General features: G+C 62.1%; 16 protein-coding genes. 4 read left to right on the top strand and 12 right to left on the bottom strand.

Going from position 1 to position 13,425, the window contains the following annotated elements:
• Positions 1–22: 22 nt before the first annotated feature.
• The 3 genes from FHW75_RS22765 to FHW75_RS22755 all read right to left on the bottom strand — a co-directional run bounded on the left by FHW75_RS22765 (position 23) and on the right by FHW75_RS22755 (position 4,028).
• Positions 23–1,381, bottom strand: coding sequence for a DUF1329 domain-containing protein (locus FHW75_RS22765; RefSeq protein WP_027609300.1), 1,359 nt, complete (start codon positions 1,379–1,381; stop codon positions 23–25).
• A gap of 38 nt (positions 1,382–1,419) precedes the next feature.
• Positions 1,420–3,375, bottom strand: a complete 1,956-nt coding sequence (locus FHW75_RS22760) for a DUF1302 domain-containing protein (protein WP_025754179.1) — start codon at positions 3,373–3,375, stop codon at positions 1,420–1,422.
• 74 nt (positions 3,376–3,449) lie between these two features.
• Complete coding sequence (locus FHW75_RS22755) at positions 3,450–4,028, bottom strand: alpha/beta hydrolase (protein WP_019097544.1); 579 nt, start codon at positions 4,026–4,028, stop codon at positions 3,450–3,452.
• A 194-nt stretch (positions 4,029–4,222) separates the two neighbouring features.
• Here FHW75_RS22755 and FHW75_RS22750 point away from each other — a divergent pair, with 194 nt between their 5' ends.
• The gene (locus FHW75_RS22750) at positions 4,223–5,233 is read left to right on the top strand and encodes an AraC family transcriptional regulator (RefSeq protein WP_016715618.1); all 1,011 of its coding nucleotides are present in this window, start codon (positions 4,223–4,225) and stop codon (positions 5,231–5,233) included.
• Here FHW75_RS22750 and FHW75_RS22745 read toward each other — a convergent pair.
• The 6 genes from FHW75_RS22745 to FHW75_RS22720 all read right to left on the bottom strand — a co-directional run bounded on the left by FHW75_RS22745 (position 5,230) and on the right by FHW75_RS22720 (position 10,561).
• Positions 5,230–5,556 carry a Rieske 2Fe-2S domain-containing protein gene (locus FHW75_RS22745; RefSeq protein ID WP_026020371.1) on the bottom strand — a complete coding sequence of 109 codons (327 nt, stop codon included), beginning with the start codon at positions 5,554–5,556 and terminating at the stop codon, positions 5,230–5,232. The two genes, FHW75_RS22750 and FHW75_RS22745, sit on opposite strands and share 4 nt — an antisense overlap.
• The gene (locus FHW75_RS22740; protein WP_019097546.1) at positions 5,553–6,206 is read right to left on the bottom strand and encodes a DsbA family oxidoreductase; all 654 of its coding nucleotides are present in this window, start codon (positions 6,204–6,206) and stop codon (positions 5,553–5,555) included. Before FHW75_RS22740 ends, FHW75_RS22745 begins: the two co-directional genes overlap by 4 nt.
• A 4-nt stretch (positions 6,207–6,210) precedes the next feature.
• Positions 6,211–7,491, bottom strand: coding sequence for an MFS transporter (locus FHW75_RS22735; RefSeq protein WP_183674626.1), 1,281 nt, complete (start codon positions 7,489–7,491; stop codon positions 6,211–6,213).
• A gap of 120 nt (positions 7,492–7,611) precedes the next feature.
• Complete coding sequence (locus tag FHW75_RS22730; RefSeq protein WP_019097548.1) at positions 7,612–8,664, bottom strand: 3-keto-5-aminohexanoate cleavage protein; 1,053 nt, start codon at positions 8,662–8,664, stop codon at positions 7,612–7,614.
• A gap of 54 nt (positions 8,665–8,718) precedes the next feature.
• A complete protein-coding gene (locus tag FHW75_RS22725; protein ID WP_019097549.1) occupies positions 8,719–9,567 on the bottom strand; it encodes a TauD/TfdA family dioxygenase in 849 nt (282 codons plus the stop codon).
• A gap of 13 nt (positions 9,568–9,580) precedes the next feature.
• Positions 9,581–10,561 (bottom strand): quinone oxidoreductase, encoded by a 981-nt coding sequence (locus FHW75_RS22720; RefSeq protein WP_016715624.1) that lies wholly within the window; start codon positions 10,559–10,561, stop codon positions 9,581–9,583.
• 227 nt (positions 10,562–10,788) lie between these two features.
• Between FHW75_RS22720 and FHW75_RS22715 the strand changes: the two genes are divergently transcribed.
• Complete coding sequence (locus tag FHW75_RS22715; RefSeq protein WP_020371287.1) at positions 10,789–10,995, top strand: hypothetical protein; 207 nt, start codon at positions 10,789–10,791, stop codon at positions 10,993–10,995.
• A 104-nt stretch (positions 10,996–11,099) separates the two neighbouring features.
• Here FHW75_RS22715 and FHW75_RS22710 read toward each other — a convergent pair whose 3' ends face one another.
• Positions 11,100–11,459, bottom strand: a complete 360-nt coding sequence (locus tag FHW75_RS22710; protein WP_019097550.1) for a hypothetical protein — start codon at positions 11,457–11,459, stop codon at positions 11,100–11,102.
• 169 nt (positions 11,460–11,628) lie between these two features.
• On the opposite strand from FHW75_RS22710, the gene FHW75_RS22705 reads away from it, so the two are divergent.
• Both FHW75_RS22705 and FHW75_RS22700 read left to right on the top strand, forming a co-directional pair.
• Complete coding sequence (locus FHW75_RS22705) at positions 11,629–11,829, top strand: hypothetical protein (RefSeq protein ID WP_019097551.1); 201 nt, start codon at positions 11,629–11,631, stop codon at positions 11,827–11,829.
• A 157-nt stretch (positions 11,830–11,986) separates the two neighbouring features.
• Positions 11,987–12,205: a hypothetical protein gene (locus FHW75_RS22700; protein WP_019097552.1), complete on the top strand. Its 219-nt coding sequence runs from the start codon at positions 11,987–11,989 to the stop codon at positions 12,203–12,205.
• 283 nt (positions 12,206–12,488) lie between these two features.
• On the opposite strand, the gene FHW75_RS22695 is transcribed toward FHW75_RS22700, so the two are convergent.
• Together FHW75_RS22695 and FHW75_RS22690 are read right to left on the bottom strand one after the other, a co-directional pair.
• Positions 12,489–12,797 (bottom strand): hypothetical protein, encoded by a 309-nt coding sequence (locus tag FHW75_RS22695; protein WP_019097553.1) that lies wholly within the window; start codon positions 12,795–12,797, stop codon positions 12,489–12,491.
• Between the two features lie 254 nt (positions 12,798–13,051).
• On the bottom strand, positions 13,052–13,192 hold the full coding sequence (locus tag FHW75_RS22690; RefSeq protein ID WP_177325484.1) for a hypothetical protein: 141 nt from the start codon (positions 13,190–13,192) through the stop codon (positions 13,052–13,054).
• Between the last annotated feature and the right edge of the window lie 233 nt (positions 13,193–13,425).

The following is a 13,425-nucleotide window of genomic DNA, read 5'->3' as shown; positions in this document are numbered from 1 at the left end:
TGGCAACCTCTGCTCCGTGCGCTCAGCGAATGCCATTGCCGGCCAGCGACTCGGGCGACCACTGGGTTTTCGACAATGGGTCGATGTAGCGGATACCGCCGTAGGCACCCACAACGCCGTTGAGGTTGTAGGTGCCGCCGATCAGGTCGTAGATCATGAAAGGCGTGGCGTCCGGGGTCTGTTTGTCGTAGCTCTGGGTGAGGAAGGCGAACGAGCCGCGATAAAGCTGGCCACGGGCGTCGTACTGGTCCGAGGCCAGGGCGATCCAGCTGTCTTCGTCAAGGTAGAAGCGGCGCTTGTGGTAGATGTGGCGTGCGCCGTCCTTGAGCTTGCCCTCCACCACCCACACGCGGTGCTTTTCCCAGCGCACGAACTGCGGGGCCAGGTGGTTGGGGGTGATCAGTTGCTTGACGTCGGTGTTGTAAGTGAGCGGGTAGGTGTTGTACGGCACGTACATCTCCTGCTTGCCGACCAAGGTCCAGTCGTAGCGGTCCAGGGCGCCATTGAAGACGAACACATCATCGTAGGTGCCCGAGCCCGACGTGCCCGGGTTGGGCGTGTCGTAGGCCAGGTTGGGTGCCAGCTTGACCCGGCGCTGCCCCGGCAGGTACTGCCAGGCGCTGCGTGGCTGCACCAGCGGGTTGGCGGCATCGCGCAGCATCATGGCTTCGCCGGCACGGCGCGCAGGCCCGGTGTACACCAGCTTCATCTGGTAATAGGTGTCCTTGGCACCGATCGGCTTGGCCATGTCTTCGTAGATCGGGTAGCTGATATTGGCCTGGCCGGTGGTCGACAGTGACGCTTTGCCGGCGGCATCGACGTTCCATGAGTCGTACTTGGCGGTCATGCTCACGCCCTGGTAGCGCAGCAGGAAGTTCCACATGGCCTCGGCGCCGTTTTGCGGAATGGGGAACGGGATGCCGGGCAGCACGTTGTCCACCGCCGTGCCACCCTCCAGGCTTTTGGCAGCGGTGGCGTTCTTGCGGGTGTTGTCCAGCACCGCCTGCGGCAGCGCTACGCTGCGATGAGTCGGGTACACGTCGACACGGTAACTGGGATAGCGCTTGAGCAGTTCCAGGGTGGTGGCAGTCAGCAGGCCCTTGTACTGGTCGGCGTTCTTGCCATCGATGACCAGCAGCGGCTTGTCGCTGGCAAACGGGTCGGGGCGCATGCTGGCACCGCTCTGGAAGTTGGCAGGCGGCGTCTGCAGGCCCCCCTGGTAAGCCGGGATCGAACCGTCGGTATTGCCGGCCTTTTCGGCACCGATGGCGGTCAGGTTGGTGCCCAGGCGGGCAGCCTGGTCAGGGGAAACGGCGGCTTGGGCGGCGTTGAGCGCGGCCAGCGACAGGCACGAGGCCAGCAGGGTACGTACGAAATTCATGATGGTTGTCTTCCTGTGTAGGCGGTAGGAAACATGAGTCAGAAGGTCGTCTTGACGGTCAGGTACAGGGCGCCACGGTCCTCGGTGGTGGCACCACCACCGGAGAAGGAGGCATAGCCGCCGCCGTAGCAGGTGTAATCCTGTTCGCCGTCCAGGGCATTGGGGGTGCTGCCGTCGGTCTGGCCATCCTTGCAGGCCTTGGTCTCACCGAAGCTGTCGACGTACTTGAGGTCGACGAAGTACTGGTTGTAGATCGCGGCGCTTACGCCCAGCGCATAGTTGCCGGTGTTTTCGGCACCGCCGCCCTGCACCGGCGACACACCGTCGATGCCGACGTTGACCGACAGCGGCATACTCAAGTCCATGCCCGGTACCACCTGGTACCAGGTGGGGGTGAAGTTGACGGCAATGCCCCAGTTATCGCGGGTGGCCTTGTCGATACCGCGGTAGCTGCTCTTGCCCTTGTACAAGGCCTCGTTGTGGCCATCGAGCTTGAGCAAGTTGCTGTAGAACAGCTCGCCGAGCAGGGTTGCCGAGTCGAACAGCGGCGTGTCGCCGATGGTCATCAGCCCGTTGAGGGTGAAGTGCAGGGTGTCACCAGTGGCGCTCAGGCTGTCGCCATCCTTGGGCACGTCGTAGATCACCCCGCTGCTGGGCAGGCGCGCCGGCAGCAGGCCGAAGCCGCCCCCCAGGCCTGCCTGGCCGGGGGCACTGACGATTGCCGGGATGCTCGCCAGCGGCATGTTGTGGCGGATGTTCAAGTCGCTGCCGACGCTGATGCCCGCCACATCCTTGGACAGGCTCAGCCCATAGATGTCGATGTTGTCGGCATAGGCGAACTGGTAGGTGGTGCTTTGCAGTGAGTTGTAGAGGTTGCCGACCGCGCCCTGGCGGCTGCCCGGCGGGTTGCCGAACGGACCGTTGGCCACGGTCATGCCACGCGCATCGAGCCAGGCCTGGGGCAGGATTTCGGAGGTCTTGCGGTAGTAGAAACCCAGGGTGCCGCCCAGCCACTCCGGCGACCACTTGGCCATGACGCCCCAGTCGCCGCTTTTGCCAGGGGTAAGGTCATGACCACGGCGCAGGGTGGTCAGCGCACCACGCACCGGGATCAGCCCCGGGGTGCCGGTATGGCCCAGCAGTAAGCTCTGCGCGCCCTCGCCTACCACGTCGGAGCCGCCATAGTAGGTACCCGCCTCGGGCAGTCGGGCCGCGTCCCAGTCGAAGAAGTACTGAGCGCCCAGGGTGAGCTCGGAATTGACCAGAAACGAAGTGGACAGCTGGTTACGGGGCACGAACAGCTCCTTGGCCTCGGTGCCCGGCGATGCCGCCAGCTTGGCCAGGTCCAGGCCGGACTGGCCGTAGCTCAACGAATGCACCGGGTTGAGCAGGGTTTCACCCCAGAACAGGTTGTGCTGGCCCAGCTTGGCGCTGACCTGTGATGCTTCGCCCACGTCACGGCTCATGAACACGAAGGCATCCAGCACTTCGCCCGAGGGGCCGCTGTAGTAACGCTGGGCGTAGTTACTCAGGTGCGGACTGCCCAGCGGTATGCCGGTGCCCGGCAGGCCATTGAGGCTGGGGTTGATGCCTGACTGGTCACCATTACCGTTGACGAACGGGTTGCTGTTGGAGCCGGTGTTGTCGTAGGCCTTGTCGTACCAGCTGGCAGTGCTGACGCGAAAACCGGTGTTGCCTTGGTACACCACGTCCAGCTCGGTCAGCAGGTCGACCCGGTTGGTGACGTTGGTGCCCGCCTTGCGGAAGTTGTAGTCGCCGTCGTTGCTGTTGGGCGTGCCCAGCAGGCGCTTGTCGGCACTTTCAGTGCGCACGCCGTAGTTGTACTTGACGGTATTGTCGAAGCGCACGGCCCAGTCTTCGTTGCCGGTATCGACTTCGAAGGCTTGGGCGGCAGGCAGCGTGAGCAGGCCGATGGCGCAGGCAAGCAGGCAGCGCTGTGGCTTCACAGCACGGTGAATGCGGTGTTCTGGCATTACGATGGCTCCACGTATTGTTATTGTTTTTTTCGCCGCCCGTCTGCTGCGGGCGTGGCTGGGGCGTCCATGCGTTACTGCAGGTTTGCGCCGTCCAGTCGGCGGATCAGGGCCTCGGCCAGCGGCCAAGGGCCGAAACCGGAAGCCGGGTTAAGGTGGCCAACAGCGCCCAGGCCAACCAGTTCGCTGCCCCAACGCCGGGCCAGTTCACCGGCGGCGGCGTAGCTGGCGAGGTGGTCGTTACTGCTGGCCGCGACAATGCTTGGGAATGGCAGCGACGTCGGCGGAAGCGGTGACCAACCCTTCTCGGCCAGGCTGGCCGGGCTTGGGTAATGCGCCGGCCAGTGGGCATTGAGGTCTGGCGGGGCCGCCAGCAAAGCCCCCTTGATCGGCCGCCGGTAGCGTGCCGCCCAATGGGCGACCATCAGTACGCCAGCACTGTGCGCGACCAGGATTACCTCACCTTCGAGCTGATCGAGCTCGCGCTGGATCGCCTCGACCCGGGCGTTGCAACACAGGCCGTCAACCTGCAACGGCGGTACGCTGCGCACCTTGGCCAGGCGGCCGGCCAGCAGGGTTTGCCAATGTTCGGCGACGTGGTCACGCAGGCCAGGGACAATCAGCACGGTGGCTGTGGTTTGCAATTTTTCCACGGTGAACCTCATGTGCGATGTAGCGCTTGAAGGTCACAGTAAACAGGCCTCCCCCCGGGTGCTTTACATTGGGCGTCAGGCGCTTTTCATTTGATGACAACGGTCAAAACAGGGCTTTGCTTTTCAATTGATGACACGCACGCTATAAAACCAGTGGACCTGCAACCCCCGTACTTCAGGGACAACAATAAAAAATGCCTGCTCTAGTCCGTGCCGCCAGTTTGACCAACTACCTGGAAGTGTCCCGCCACCTGGGCCTCAATCCCCATGCACTGCTGGCACAGGTTGGCCTGAGCGCCGCGCTGCTCGACGACCCCAACCGGCGTATCCCGGTGGCCAGCGTCATCAGCTTGCTGGAGGCCTCTGCCAGCGCCACGAAGTGCGAAAGTTTCGGTTTGCGCATGGCCGAATTGCGTCAGTTGTCGGACTTCGGCGAAATCAGCCTGCTGCTCAGCCACCAACGCAACCTGCGCGATGCGCTGCAAGTGATCGTGCAGTACCGCCACCTGCTCAACGACGCGCTGGCCATCCATATCGAGGAAGCCGGCAAGACCGTGGTTATTCGTGAAGAGGTGATCAACGAGCGAGCGCCGTGCAGCCGCCAGGCCACCGAGTTGGCCATCGGCGTGATGATGCGCCTGTGCGCGGCACTGCTGGGTGCCCATTGGCACCCGATCAGTGCCAACTTCACCCACGCGGCCCCTGCCGACCCCGCCATTCACCGGCGCATTTTCGGTTGCACACTGGTGTTCGGTAGCGAATTCAATGGCATCGTCTGCCCCGCCGCCGACCTCGACAGCGCCAGCCCGCAGGCCAACGAGGCCATGGCCCGGCTGGCGCGGCGCTACCTGGACACGCTGCCGGCCAGCGGCGTGCCGTCGCTGGAACTGGAGCTACGCAAGACCATCTACCTGCTGCTACCCATGGGCCGTGCCACCATCGAGCAAGTGGCGCAGACCCAAGGCATGAACGTGCGCACCCTGCAGCGGCGGCTGGAAGAGAACGCGCTGACCTTCAAGGACCTGATCAACAGCGTGCGCCGTGACCTGGTGATGCGCTACCTGGAAAACCCCAGCTATTCGCTGGGGCGCATTGCCGACATGCTCGGTTATTCGATGCCCAGCTCATTCACCCGTTGGTTCATTGCCCAGTACGGCATGCCGCCGGCAAACTGGCGCGCACAGCACAATGGGCAGTTGCATTAACCGCCCGTTGCGGGCTCATCGATGACGATAAACACCTCACCCTTCTCGTGCTCGACAGGGTACGTGTTCAGCTTGAGCGCGGTGGAGTTCTGCAGATAACCGCTGGCCAGGTCGAAACGCAATCCGTGGGCACAGCACTGGATGACGCGACCCTCCAGGCGACCACCGCACAGCGATGCCCCCTGGTGCGGGCAACTGTCATCGACGGCATAGAACGAATCGGCAATGTTGAACAAGGCCACACTGTGGCCTTCAAGGTCCAACAGCACCCGCCCGTTGCGTTCGGGTACTTGATCGGGGGCCAGTGCCATACGTCGTTTCATGCCTGCACCACCTCCTGCAAGGCGTCTTTCATGGCCGCGAACAGTGCCTCGGCCGGCCGCACGCCTGCAATCAACGGCCCCTGATTGAAGCGGTAGCGCGGCACGGCACTGCCTGCGCGCCCTGCCCCATCGAGAAACGGGCTACCGTCGTCACGCAGGCAGTCGACCACTTGTGCGGCCTGCAGCCCGCAGCTCTGGGCAATACCGAGCAAGGTGCCGCTGTCCCCCAGGTCACGGCCCTGATGGAAATAGGCAATGAACAACTGCGCCAGCAACGCCTCCTGTTGCGGTGCACCGAGCAGGCTGCCGGCCCGTTGCATCAACCGGTGAGCATTGCCGGTATTGGGCATGCGGCGTATGCGCGAGAAATCGATATCCTCGCCCACCACGCTGGCAGCGGCGCGCACCTGGGCCTGGCGCTCGCGTACGGCTTGTTCACTGCCCAGGCGTTGCAGGTAAAACGTACTGAACGACACCCCATTGGCAGGCAGCCCAGGCAACAGCTGCACGCCCTGCCAGTGCACCTGCACCTCTACCTGAGGTTGCTCACGTTGCAACCACAACAGGGCCGCCTGCAGGTGCCGCTGCCCAATCAGGCACCAAGGGCAGACAAAATCGAAGAACACCTCGACGGACAACAGCTGTTTCACGGTTTCAACTCCTGGAGCGCAGACAGTCCATGTCGCGGTGGTAATGACGTTTAGCGAAAAAGAACACAGCCGCCGCCGCGATGCTTGTCAGCGGTACCAGCTGTAATGCGGCCTGCAGGCCGATCAGGTCGGATACCCGGCCAGTAATCAGCGGCCCGGTCGCCAGGCCCAGCAGGTTGTTGGCCAGGGTCAGGGTGGCGAAAGCGGTGCCATGTACCGAGGCGTGGGTAAGGTTGGCAACCATGGCACTGGACGGGCCGTTGGTGCCGGCGGCAATCATCATGCCCAGGCAGATCAGCACCAGTTGTGCGGTGCCAGCGGGCAACGCGAAGGCCATGCTCAGCAGCACGCAGCTGCCCATGCAGTAACCGATGGCCAGGCTGATCTTGCGGTCCGGGCGCTGCCGGCCCAGGCGGTCGCAGAGCATGGCGCAGAGGATCATGCCGACGCCGCTGCACAACACGATGACAGCGGCGACCGCACCGGCGCGGTCAGTGCCCATGGCGTAATAGCGGTTCAGGTAGCTAGGCATCCACACAATCAAGGTGCCGCCAACAAACAACTGCAGGCCGCTGCCGACATAGGCGGCGATGACCGAGCGGCTGCTGTACAAGCTGCCCAGCGGGCGGCTGACTTTGCCCAGCGCCTGCTGCGCGCACTTGGGCGCAATGCGTGCCTCCTTGACGATCATGGGGTACAGCATCGCCAGCACCAGGCCGAACAGTGCCATGCCGGCGAATGCCCAGCGCCAACCCAGGTGCTGAGCCAACACGCCGCCCAGGGCCATGCCCAGCACCGAGCCGAACATGCCACCGGCCATGAATGCCCCGGCCAGGGTCGAGCGCATGTCGCGGGGGAACACGGCGACCACCACGGCAATGCCGACACTGCCGTAAGCGGCCTCTCCGACCCCGACCAGAAAACGCGCAATGAACATTTGCGGGTAATTTTCTGCCAAGGCGCAGCCGAGCGTCGCCAGGCTCCACAATACCGCCATCAACACCAGGCTGCGTACCCGGCCGAAACGGTCGGCCAACAGTGACAGCGGGAACGTCAGCAGGCCGACCATCAGCGCGACGATGCCGCTGAGCAGGCCCAACTGGCTGTCACTGAGCGCCCATTCGCCCTTGAGCAGCGGGAACACCGCGTTGAGTACCTGGCGCGACATGTAGTCGGAGATCAACAGACCAAAGGTCAGGGCAAAGACCACCCAGGCATAACGCCGGGGCACGCTGTGGGCGGATTCGCTGCCGGCGTCTTCGGCGCTGGCGAGGTAGGTGGCCATGTTGCCTCCTTGGGTGTAGGGCTTGGGTGTTGTTTTTGTTGTTATGGGTAACAGCCAGAACTGATGTTGCGCTTGCGGGCCGCTTCGCGGGCAAGCCCGCGAAAGGGTCGGGCCTGCCTTTCAGGTACGCTGCGGCACCCCCTTCACACCCGACTGGCGGTTTGGCGCCATGCCGTTGGCCTTCAGCGTCTGCTCGATGCTGTCGTACTGCTGGCCGATGCGGTAAATGGCGCGGGCCTCTTTGCCAGTGGCAATCTCACGACCCAGTTCATGCGCCACGCGCACGGTCTGCCGGACCTGCTGCACCGAGGTGAAGCGTTTGCCGTGCTGGTCGATGATGGTGTCTTCGTTGCCACAGCGCGGGTGCAGGCCCATGGCCAAGGCCATGGTATTGAACGGCAGCACGTTCTTCAGCAACGACTCGGCGGTCAACGTGCAGCCGTCCGGTGCGCGGTGGATGAAGTTGAAGAAGTTGAACGGGTTGGGGCCGTCAAAACCGCCGCCAATGCCGATCCAGGTCAGGTTCAGCGGGCCCATGTAGTCACCCCGGCGCACAATGCGCTCAAGGGTTTCCAGGGCATGCATGCCGGTCAGCTGGAAATGCGGCTGGATATTGCTGGCCTGCAGGCGGCGCAGGTGTTCGCGGACCCAGGCCGGGCCGGCCGGCACGGTCATCTCGCTGTAAGCTGCATGGATTGCGGGGCTGGCCAGCGAGGTGCCTTCGAGATACTCAGGGTACAACAGCTCCATGATGTTCATCTGTGTGGTGTTGATCGCCACGGTCACCTGGTCGGGGCGCGGCGTCAGTTCGGCGAGCATGTGTCGGGTATCGTCCGACAGCCACTTGGCCGCCTCGCCTTCGCCCTCCGGCGCGAAGGAAATAGACCCCCCCACCTGGATGATCATGTCCGGAACCGCCTCACGCACACCGGCGATCAGCTCGTTGAACTTGGACAAGCGCTTGGAGCCTTTGCCGTCCAGTTCACGCACATGCAAGTGCAGCACGGTGGCGCCTGCCTCGTAACAGTCGACGGCCTTCTGCACCTGCTCGTCCATGGTCAGTGGAATGTCTTCAGGGAAGTCTTCGGGCATCCACTCCGGGCCATAGGGAGCCACGGTGATCACCACCTTTTCCATGTTTTCCGGGTGCAACGAATCGTCGAAGAATTGCATGCTGTAGTCCTCGCTATTGTTATTGTGCGGTTGCCGCCAGTGACGGCAACAGGCTTAGAACGTGCGGCTGCCCTTGATCCCGGCGCGCTCCATCTTGCGGTGGCACGGCGGGTAGTCCATGACGGCGTAATGCTGAGTGCTGCGGTTGTCCCAGATCGCCACGCTGTTAGGCTTCCAGCGCCAGCGCACCTGGTACTCGGGCAGGTACGCCTGGCTGATCAGGTAACGCAGCAGGTCGCTGGCACCTGGGTTGGCGTCCTGGCCGAAACGCACCCGTTGCGGGGTGTGGTAGTTGCTGAAATGGGTGGTGAAGGCGTTGACGAACAACACCTGCTCGCCCGTTTCCGGGTGGGTGCGCACCACCGGGTGCTCGGCATCGGGGAACTGCGCCTTCAGTGCCAGGCGTTTGTCCAGCGGCATGGCGGCGCCGAAGCTGGCCTCGATGCTGTGGCGGGCGCGCAGGCCTTCGATTTTGGCCTTTACGTCGCTGGGCAGGTTTTCATAGGCCAGCACCATGTTCGCCCACATCGTATCGCCGCCCACCGGAGGGCATTCGACGCAGCGCAGTACGCAGCCCATGGGGGGCGCCTCGCGCCAGGTGGCGTCGGTGTGCCAGGCATTTTCATAACGGTCGTTGGGCTGGTCCGGGCGCTTGTAGATCTGCACCAGCCCTGGGTGCTCAGGATCGCTACCGGCCACCGGGTGGTCTTCCAATTCGCCGAAGCGACGGGCGAAGGCCACATGCTCGGCACGGCTGAAGTGCTGGTCGCGCAGGAACAGCACACGGTGTTGAAGCAGCTGCTGGCGCAGTTGGGCGAACAGGTCATCATCGTGAATCGCGTCGGCCAGGTTGACGCCACTTACCTCGGCACCGATCGCGCAGGTCAGTTGTTCGATGTGCATGCTGTTGCCCTCTTCAGATGACGAAGATCGACGAGCCGGTGGTTTTGCGAGCTTCCAGGTCACGGTGGGCCTGAGCGGCATCCTGCAAGGCGTAGTGCTGGTTGATTTCGATCCGGATGCGCCCGCTGCTGACGTGGTCGAACAGTTCACCGGCCAGGTCGGCCTTTTCTGCCGGGTCGGCAATGAAGTCGGCCAGTGCCGGCCGGGTGAGCTGCAGCGAACCCTTGATCGCCAGCAATTGCGGGTCGAATGGCGGGATGGTGCCCGAAGCCGTGCCAACGCATACCATCAGGCCACGGCGTTTGAGCGCATCGAGCGAGCCCATGAAGGTGTTCTTGCCAACGCTGTCAAACACCACGTTCACCCCTACCCCGTCGGTCAGCTCACGCACGCGGCTGGCCACGTCCTCGACGCTGTAGTTGATGATGTGGTTACAGCCATGGGCGCGGGCCACTTCAGCCTTGGCCTCGGTGGATACGGTGCCGATCACGTTCAGCCCCAACAGCCTCGCCCACTGCGCGACAATCAGGCCCACCCCGCCAGCAGCGGCATGCAGCAGCACGCTGTCACCGGGCTTGAAGTCATAGAGCCGGCGTAGCAAGTAGGCCGAGGTCAGGCCGCGCATGGTCATGGCGGCAGCGGTCTCGAAGGCAATGGTTTCCGGCAGTTTTATCAGTGCCGCGGCGGGTATGAGCCGCTCGGTGCAATAAGCACCCAGGGTATTGAGGAAGCCGGTATAGGTGACACGGTCACCGACCCTCACCTGCGTCACGCCCTCGCCCACGGCCTCTACCACCCCGGCAGCTTCCACGCCGATACCATTGGGCAACGGAATCGGGTAGGTGCCATTGCGGAAGTAGGTGTCGGCGTAGTTCAGGCCCACCGCCACCTGGCGCAAACGCACCTGGCCCGGGCCAGGCTCGCCCACCTCGGCATCCTCGTAGCGCAGCACTTCGGGGCCACCGGTCTGATGGAAACGTACGACTTTGGACATGCTTGTCTCTCCACTCATCGATCTGGACGCCTAGCGTCAGTTCTGGATGACTGGACTGTATGCCCTTGGCTTTCAGGATGCTTCGCATCGGACGACAGCGGGTTTTCATTTGATGACAGCGCGATCGGCACCCTGCCCTGCATGAACGCTGTTTTATTGATGAGCCTGCTTGATGCTTATCCATGGCGAGACTAATACTTAAGTCTCTGCCTGGGGAGGCACGAAACATGCAACCAAGATTCGTTATCGTTCCCGCTGTGCCGATCGAAAAGGAGTCGTTCCGCATGGGCAGCCGCTATTACGCCGCTACCGTTTGTGGAGGGTTCGACATTTACGATAACCAGGTGAAGGAGCGGCTCAAACCGAGCTACCCGAGCAGGACGGATGCGCAGGTTCAGTGCGAGCAGATGAACAAGCGCGGGGACGTGGGTTGATCAATATGCCAAGCCCTAAGCGGTCTCCGTGGCAGTGACCCTGCTTCGCGAGCACAAGGCCCGCCTGCCCAGCATGGGCGGTTCGAGCGGCTCGGGTTACTGACTCAGTCCAGGCACTCTCTGGCAGCCTGGCGCAACTTGTCGCCCGACAGGAAGCTGCCCTTGTAGAACGTAGCGCGGCTGCCATCGCGAGAATCGACCACGTCCAGCACATCGTCGCTCGCTACGGCACTGGGCGCCGTCAGCCGATAACCGTGGGCTATCGACTTCTGCGTAGCCTGGGGCGCTAGTGCCTGCCACTTAGGCAGGACGCACGCGGCGTACTGCTGCGGCGATTTTTTGGTCAGTTTACTGGCCGTGGGTTTGCCGGGGGTTGCGCAGCCGGCAAGGCTGGCAACTAACGCAGAAGTGATAAGGATACGAAAGGTAGGCATTTGCAATTGGCCATTAGGGATACGCTGCATTCTAACGGGGGTTGCGCCGAGTTACTAATCAACCAAGGTCTGGCTGCAGTTTTCGCGCAATTGACACGGCCATAGGCGCTGGGGCACCTGATAATTCTGCCAGTAGCGTGAGCAGGTGGAGGCTGCGACAGTAAAGGTGTCAACCCACCAGTCGGCAAGGAATTCCACAATGCAAAATAACGCCAACAAAACCCTTCTTTTCTACCAGAATGGCAAACTCATCACCCTTAAAACCGGTGAACAGAACCGTAGCATTTTTCGCCACTCGGACGTGCCACTTGCCGAGCAACAATCAGACGGTAACCAGTCCATCGGATTGTTGGTAACGGACGATAAAGGTTCGGTACTTCAGGTGGAAACAGACCGCTGAAAAACCTGGGCACTCTCCGGCGCCCGAGCAATGATCGCGTAAGCTCTTCCGGGTTTGGGCGAGAAAGCGCCTTCTACAAATCGGTTGCGTTTCACCCTGCCCTGCGGCGATGCTCACAGGCCCGTTGAAGCAACTGACAAGGAAGGCCTTTAACACCATGGAAACCCTTCATAGCATCAAGTCAGACCTGGTCAGAACAGCCGATCACCTGGACCAGCTCAGTCAGGCCATGAGTGGTCATGCCAGGTTCATGGCGGCGCGCGGTAGTTCGCAAAGCGAGGTGGATGTTGCTGCGCACATCAAGTCCATCGATGTGGTTGCGGACGAGTTGCGCTCTGTCGCCGCAAGAATCGACGACATGGAAGGCGCTTGTTGACTGACTTCACGGTCTGGAAATCGCCTTGGTTTGCCTGGCTAATCCATTCCTGACCGCGACTACATACCCGGTTCAGGGTGCCAGCCCCCCCAAAACGGGGGTCAGGGTTTGGCTCCCCGGTACAGCACGATGGCCGCTACATCGAGGGCCAGCACGATGGCGACAAACAGAAACATGACATACAGGTCTTCAGGAAGCATTGCCGTATCCCCCAAATGCGCCGGTTTGAAAGGGTAAGAGCAATATGCGTTCCAGTCGGCGCATCAGATATTCGGGCAGCGACTCAGCTGAACTTGAGCTTCACCACTTTGCTCAGCGCCCACCCCCCGAAGACGTAGAACACATCCAGGTAGAGGCGCCCTGCATAGTTGGGCAACGGCGCGTTATTCAACAACACATCCGGGTCGGGCGCCGGGGGAAACAGCGCATAAAAACCGTTGGGCAGCACCGCCAGCGCCAGCAGCAACAGGTAAGTCAAGGTTTGCAGTAAGGTAGCGCGATTCCTGGATTTGGCAGACCACTTCAAGCCGTAGTACGCAACCAGGCCGGCAACGGGCAACACCCAGAAATGCGTCGGGATCCCAATGAACATTTCGGCGACAACGCTTCTTGCTTGCACCCGAGATTCTCCTTCTAAATAGGCGGATTATTGCGGCCGTGGCCAGCAAATGCAAAAAGCCCGCTCTCAACAGCGGGCTTTTTGTGTTTTCCAGTGCTAACCCTCATGCCTTGGAACACATCAGTGCGGCGTCCAGCAACCTCGTGTGCCCATGTTACTGCTTGAAGGCAACCCGGTATCAGGCTTATTGGCTATATGGACCTCGGGGCGCCTTCTCGCGCCCGCCATCAGTAGCGACGATACTCCTGCCCACCATGATCACCGTCGTAATAATGGCGATGATGCCGCCCGTCATGCCAGTATGGCCAGCAGCCACTGAACAGCAGCGAACCGGACAACACCACAACCCATGCAGTCTTGCGTTTCATGTGCGCACCTCCGACAAGCGAAGCCAAGGCTTGCTTACGTTGGACCGCACTCAATCGGGATGTTCAGGCTGGCGCACGCCGCTGGTCATCTTCCCCGCCAGGTTTCATGTAGCGGCTGGCCCGATTACGCGTATGGCGTGCCCCACAATCGGGGTCAGGATATGGCATTGAGAAACACATAAGTCGCCGCCAGGTCCAGTACCAGCACAGCCACCACGCTGAAAATCATGTAA

It is taken from the genome of Pseudomonas sp. OG7, assembly GCF_014192825.1.
Classification (GTDB): domain Bacteria; phylum Pseudomonadota; class Gammaproteobacteria; order Pseudomonadales; family Pseudomonadaceae; genus Aquipseudomonas; species Aquipseudomonas monteilii.
This window is presented reverse-complemented; position numbering and strand designations above follow the sequence as displayed.

Coding starts and splice junctions, on each gene's coding strand:
- FHW75_RS22765 (WP_027609300.1), bottom strand. CDS start 1,381: ATGAATTTCGTACGTACCCTGCTGGCCTCGTGCCTGTCGCTGGCCGCG.
- FHW75_RS22760 (WP_025754179.1), bottom strand. CDS start 3,375: ATGCCAGAACACCGCATTCACCGTGCTGTGAAGCCACAGCGCTGCCTG.
- FHW75_RS22750 (WP_016715618.1), top strand. CDS start 4,223: ATGCCTGCTCTAGTCCGTGCCGCCAGTTTGACCAACTACCTGGAAGTG.
- FHW75_RS22745 (WP_026020371.1), bottom strand. CDS start 5,556: ATGAAACGACGTATGGCACTGGCCCCCGATCAAGTACCCGAACGCAAC.
- FHW75_RS22735 (WP_183674626.1), bottom strand. CDS start 7,491: ATGGCCACCTACCTCGCCAGCGCCGAAGACGCCGGCAGCGAATCCGCC.
- FHW75_RS22730 (WP_019097548.1), bottom strand. CDS start 8,664: ATGCAATTCTTCGACGATTCGTTGCACCCGGAAAACATGGAAAAGGTG.
- FHW75_RS22725 (WP_019097549.1), bottom strand. CDS start 9,567: ATGCACATCGAACAACTGACCTGCGCGATCGGTGCCGAGGTAAGTGGC.
- FHW75_RS22720 (WP_016715624.1), bottom strand. CDS start 10,561: ATGTCCAAAGTCGTACGTTTCCATCAGACCGGTGGCCCCGAAGTGCTG.
- FHW75_RS22715 (WP_020371287.1), top strand. CDS start 10,789: ATGCAACCAAGATTCGTTATCGTTCCCGCTGTGCCGATCGAAAAGGAG.
- FHW75_RS22710 (WP_019097550.1), bottom strand. CDS start 11,459: ATGCAGCGTATCCCTAATGGCCAATTGCAAATGCCTACCTTTCGTATC.
- FHW75_RS22705 (WP_019097551.1), top strand. CDS start 11,629: ATGCAAAATAACGCCAACAAAACCCTTCTTTTCTACCAGAATGGCAAA.
- FHW75_RS22700 (WP_019097552.1), top strand. CDS start 11,987: ATGGAAACCCTTCATAGCATCAAGTCAGACCTGGTCAGAACAGCCGAT.
- FHW75_RS22695 (WP_019097553.1), bottom strand. CDS start 12,797: ATGTTCATTGGGATCCCGACGCATTTCTGGGTGTTGCCCGTTGCCGGC.
- FHW75_RS22690 (WP_177325484.1), bottom strand. CDS start 13,192: ATGAAACGCAAGACTGCATGGGTTGTGGTGTTGTCCGGTTCGCTGCTG.